The sequence below is a fragment of the Streptosporangium sp. NPDC049644 genome (assembly GCF_040675205.1).
Lineage (GTDB): Bacteria > Actinomycetota > Actinomycetes > Streptosporangiales > Streptosporangiaceae > Streptosporangium > Streptosporangium fukuiense.
In genome coordinates, this window is record NZ_JBFAOJ010000202.1 from 1 (window position 1) to 4,790 (window position 4,790).

Below are 4,790 nucleotides of genomic sequence, written 5' to 3' on the forward strand. Positions count from 1 at the left end.
GGCCGCGCCGGAACCGTGTTCGCCTGCACCAACCCCGAGTGCGGGTGGGTCGGCCATGCCGACACCAACGCCGCGATCAACATCAACAACGCCGACGGAACAGCGGTGTCAGGACGTGGAGACCTCGGGAACGCCCGGTCTGCGAAGCGTCAACCCCCGCGCGCCGCTTGACCGCGACGCGACGGGAGAACCTCCGGCCCCCAAGCCGGGGAGGAGTTCAAGACCCCCTCGACGAGCTGCTGCTTCCCGAAGGGGGCCTGCTGCTCGCGGTCGGGGTCGACCGCGCCGAGCAGATCTGCGCCCTGCTCGACGCGGCGGGCCCGGCGGCGGGCGTCGTCGTCAAGCAACCGGTGGACGTCGACGAGCTCGTCCGCGCGAAGGTCCGCCAGACCGGAGTGGCGGTGCTGGGTCTCACCCGCGCCGCCTCGTGGGCACAGGTGGCCGCGCTGCTGCGCTCCCTGCTGGCCGAGGGCGACCTCGCCGAGCCCGGGGAGACCCCGCCGGACGACCTGTTCGCGCTGGCCAACGCGGTGTGCGCGCTGCTGGACGCGCCGGTCACCATCGAGGACCGGTCATCGCGGGTGCTGCGCGCCCGCGAGGCGTCCGGCGCGGTCGCCGGCTACACCGGGGTGCACTTCGAGGCGCTGCTGCAGTGGAGTCCCGATGAGAAAATCAGGAGCGGCGGCCGTGCTCGGTGCCCTCAGCCTGTTCGCGGCCGCGTGTGGCGGTACGGCGGACTCTCCGTCAGGCGGACCCGCCCACGGCGGCACCTTCTCCTTCGCGATCGGCGGCGACCCCGGGGTACTCGACCCGGCCATGGGCGTGCTCTCGGTCACCAACACGGTGCTGTCGCTGGCCTACGACACGCTGACCCGCGTCGGCCCCGACAGCAGGATCATCTCGCACAACCTCGCCGTGGTCCGGTACGTCTCCGATGTCGTCGCGGTGATGCACCGGGGCAGGCCGGTGGAGATGGGGGCGACAGAAGAGGTGGTGGGGTCGCCCCGGGACGACTACACCCGCTCCCTGCCTGAGGCGGTGCCCCGTCTCGGCCGCGCCCGTACGACGTGACGCGGGGAAGGGGAGCCCCTTACCGGCGAGGTGGAAGGCGCCCGCTAGACAGTGATCCATTCGGTGGAGACGGTGACCTCGTCCAGGATGTCGTGGACGGGGTCGACGCCGATGCCGGGGCCGGTGGGGACCTCCAGATGGCCTTCGTGCAGCTCGAAGGGGGCGGTGATGTCGGTGGCGTAGTAGCGGCGGGAGGCGGAGGTGTCGCCGGGCAGGGTGAAGCCGGGCAGGGCGGCCAGGGCGAGGTTGGCCGCGCGGCCGATGCCGGTCTCCAGCATGCCGCCGCACCACAGGGCGACGCCGTGGGCGCGGGCCAGGTCGTGGATGCGGCGGGCTTCGAGATAGCCGCCGATCCGGCCGGGTTTGACGTTGATGATCGAGCAGGCGCCCAGGGTGATGGCGGCGGCGGCGTGTTCGGCTGATTCGATGGACTCGTCCAGGCAGACGGGGGTGGTCAGCCGGGTGGCGAGCCGGGCGTGCTGGACCATGTCGTCGCCTGCGAGGGGCTGTTCGATGAGCAGCAGGCCGAAGTCGTCGAGTCTGGCCAGGTGGGGGGCGTCGGCGAGGGTGTAGGCGGCGTTGGCGTCGACCTGGAGCAGGAGGTCGTCGCCGAAGCGTTCGCGGACGGCGCGGACGGGGGCGAGGTCCCAGCCGGGTTCGATCTTCAGCTTGATCCGGACATAGCCCTCGTCGAGGTAGCCGGTGACGGTGTCGAGGAGCTGGGGGATGGAGTTCATGATGCCGACCGACACTCCGCAGGGCACGCGGTCGGTGCCGGCGCCGAGGAAGGTGGCCAGGGACTGGCCGTCGGTGCGGAGCTGAGCGTCCAGGACTGCGGTCTCCAGGGCGGCCTTGGCCATGCGGTGGCCTTTGAAAGGGTGCAGGGCGCGGCCGACGGTGTGGGCGTCGGTGTGGGCGGGCAGGGCGGGGACGAGGAAGCGGCGCAGCACCTCGGCGGCGCCGTCGACGTACTCGGAGCAGTAGCGCGGCTGGGACATGGCGACGCATTCGCCCCAGCCCTCGGCGTCGGGGGTGACGACGCGCAGGAGCAGTATGTCGCGTTCGGTCTCGGTGCCGAACGAGGTACGGAAAGGGGCGACCAGCGGCATCCTGATCCGCCGCAGTTCGATTCCAGTGATCTTCATGATGGCGTGCGGCCTTGGCCGCGTCTCCCTCCGATAGCGCCGTCGGTCAGACGGCCCGTTACAGGATGTCGCGCGGCTCGCGCCGCGTCCTTCTCCGCGCGCCCGGCCGACCGGGCGGCCGGCTCCCGGTGGTCTCGCCGGTCAGGGCGGTCATCCGGTCCGTTCCACGATGTAGTGGCCCTCGCCGCTGAACCCGGTCACCCGGGCACCTTCCCCCATCAGCGCGCCCAGCACGTCGCGCACCGCGTGCCGCCATGTCCTGGCCGTGCCGGGGTCGGTGCGGCGTAGCGCCTCGATGTCGGGCGGGACCGCGACCAGCAGCGTCCGGGCGTCGGTCCGGCCGGCGACCGGGCGGCCGTCGCGCTCGGCCAGGGCGGTCACCGCGTCCGGCGGGATCTCGGGCCGGCACGGCTCGCCTCGTACGGCGGCGATCACCCGTGACTCGGTCAGCCGCCAGACGGCGAGCATCCGGTCGGACTCGTCGCCGGTGTTGATCGCGTCCCCCATGACGCCGTAGAAGGACCGCAGGTACTCCTCGGGGCGGGCGCCGAGTTTGACCAGGTTGAAATGGGAGTTACGGCGTACCAGCGGGTCGTAGGTCCAGGTGATGCGATCCAGGCCCCGGTCGAGTGCCCAGCCGCGCTGGTGCAGTTTGAGCGCGAATCCGATCCCGTGCCCGATGGCGGCGCCGGTGACGTGCGAGTGCAGCACCTGCCCGGCCGGGGCCGCGAGGAAGCCGACCGAGGCGCCCACCAGGCGGTCGCCCCGGTAGGCGCCGGTCACGTAGTTGCCCGTGTGCGCCAGCGCCCGCATGAGCTCGACGGTGATGGGCTCGCCGCCGGGGGCGGGGTGCCAGATACCGTCGAACAGCCGTAAGACCTCCTCCAGTTCCTCGATGGAGCGGAGCTCGCGCAGTACCAGGCCGTTCACCTGAGCATCGCCCGGACCAGGCCGGTCAGCAGCGCGGTACGGCCGGGCATCTCGGCCACGACCACGTGCTCACTGTCGGCGTGCGCGCCGCCGCCCACCGCGCCCAGCCCGTCGAGGGTGGGGCAGCCGACTCCGGCGGTGTAGTTGCCGTCGGAGGCTCCGCCCACTCCGACGCCGCGGAGCGGGGCGAGCCCGAGGTCGGCGGCGATCCGCTGGGCGAGGGCGAACAGCCCGGCCGATGCGGCCTCCTCCAGGGGAGGGCGGTTCGGGCCGCCGATCACCTCCAGCCGGGTCCCGGCGAGCCGGGGGGACAGGGCCCTCATCAGCTCGTCCACCCGCTCCTGCGCGGTGCGGGTGGGCACCCGCACGTCCACCGAGACGCGGGCCAGCGCGGGCACGGTGTTGACCGTGGTCCCCGCCGACAGCACCGTGGGCGTGACGGTGGCCGGGCCCAGGCCGGCGGGTCCGCCGGGTGCCGCCGGGCCTGAGGGCGTTCCCGGCGTGGCGGAGCCCGGCCACCGGCCCGGGGAGAGGGCCGGTCCGGGGGACGTCTCCGCCGTCGTCACGCCGGAAGGACCGCCGTTCACCTGGTCGGCGATCCCGGCGACGGCGAGGATCTGGTGGGCCAGCTCGATCCCGGCGTTGGCCCCCCTCTCGGGTTCCAGACCGGCGTGCGCGGCCGTCCCGCGCACCACGAGCTCGTAGATCGACGTCCCCTTGCGCGCCGTCTTGAGCGCTCCGCCGTCGGCGCTCGCCTCCAGCACGAACGCGGCCACCCGGCCGCGCGCGGACTCCTCGATCAGCGCGCGTGAGGACGGTGAACCGACCTCCTCGTCACCGGTGACCAGCACGCACACCCCGTCCGGCGACGGCAGCGCGGCCAGCGCGTGAAACGCCTGCACCAGCCCGGCCTTCATGTCGAACACCCCCGGTCCCCGGGCGATCCCGCCGGTCACCGACCAGGGCCGCTCGGCCAGCGTCCCGAGCGGCCAGACCGTGTCGTGGTGGCCGACCAGCAGGACCCGGGGCGTGCCGAAGGTCCACCGCAGATGGGTGACCCCGTCGATCACGATCGTCTCGGGGCGTGCGCCGAGCCTCCTGAACCCCTGGTCGGCGACCACCTTGGCGCTACGGGCCACCGCCTCGTGGTCGGCGGAGAACGACTCGCACGCGACGAGCTCCTCCAGATCCTCGAGCATGACGTCCAGGTTCATCGCGGTCGTCCCAGTTCCGCGCGGAACAGCCGCAGGACGTTGCCGCCGAGGATCTTGAGGATGTCCTCCTCCTGGATGCCCCGACCGGCCAGTGCCTCGGTGACCAGGGGCAGGCCGCTCGGGCCGGACAGTCCGGGCAGCACGGCCAGGGGGGCGATCTCGCCGTATCCGAGATCCTCGCAGCACGGCGGCGTGACGTCGGTCAGCACCTCGCGGACGAAGTCGGGGCCGAGGCCGACGTGGTCGATCCCGCCGACCCGCGCGATGTGCTCGATGTGGTCCACCAGCCGGTCCACGGTGAACTCCGCGGGGTCCGCGGAAAGGAAGCTCGGCACGAAGTTGACGCAGACCACGCCGCCGGTGGCGGCGACCGCGCGGATCTGCTCGTCGGTCAGGTTGCGGTGGTGGTCGCGCAGCGCGCGGGCCGAGG

At 72.9% G+C, this 4,790-nt stretch carries 5 protein-coding genes; 1 reads left to right on the forward strand and 4 read right to left on the reverse strand.

Annotated features, from left to right (window positions below; all coding sequences use genetic code 11):
- Nucleotides 1-663: 663 nt before the first annotated feature.
- Nucleotides 664-1,071 (forward strand): hypothetical protein, encoded by a 408-nt coding sequence (locus AB0J58_RS44130; RefSeq protein WP_364227620.1) that lies wholly within the window; start codon nucleotides 664-666, stop codon nucleotides 1,069-1,071.
- Between the two features lie 44 nt (nucleotides 1,072-1,115).
- Here AB0J58_RS44130 and menC read toward each other — a convergent pair whose 3' ends face one another.
- From menC to AB0J58_RS44150, 4 genes are all read right to left on the reverse strand, one after another.
- On the reverse strand, nucleotides 1,116-2,216 hold the full coding sequence (menC, locus tag AB0J58_RS44135; protein ID WP_364227623.1) for an o-succinylbenzoate synthase: 1,101 nt from the start codon (nucleotides 2,214-2,216) through the stop codon (nucleotides 1,116-1,118).
- A gap of 150 nt (nucleotides 2,217-2,366) precedes the next feature.
- Nucleotides 2,367-3,146: a GNAT family N-acetyltransferase gene (locus AB0J58_RS44140; RefSeq protein ID WP_364227626.1), complete on the reverse strand. Its 780-nt coding sequence runs from the start codon at nucleotides 3,144-3,146 to the stop codon at nucleotides 2,367-2,369.
- Nucleotides 3,143-4,360 carry a M20 family metallopeptidase gene (locus AB0J58_RS44145; RefSeq protein WP_364227627.1) on the reverse strand — a complete coding sequence of 406 codons (1,218 nt, stop codon included), beginning with the start codon at nucleotides 4,358-4,360 and terminating at the stop codon, nucleotides 3,143-3,145. Before AB0J58_RS44145 ends, AB0J58_RS44140 begins: the two co-directional genes overlap by 4 nt.
- Nucleotides 4,357-4,790 (reverse strand): membrane dipeptidase (locus tag AB0J58_RS44150; RefSeq protein ID WP_364227629.1); only part of this gene is annotated, 434 nt, incomplete at its 5' end. The genes AB0J58_RS44145 and AB0J58_RS44150, both read right to left, overlap by 4 nt.

Excerpts from the sequence above, each read along its gene's own strand:
- AB0J58_RS44130 (WP_364227620.1), top strand. The coding sequence starts at position 664 with ATGAGAAAATCAGGAGCGGCGGCCGTGCTCGGTGCCCTCAGCCTGTTC.
- menC (WP_364227623.1), bottom strand. The coding sequence starts at position 2,216 with ATGAAGATCACTGGAATCGAACTGCGGCGGATCAGGATGCCGCTGGTC.
- AB0J58_RS44145 (WP_364227627.1), bottom strand. The coding sequence starts at position 4,360 with ATGAACCTGGACGTCATGCTCGAGGATCTGGAGGAGCTCGTCGCGTGC.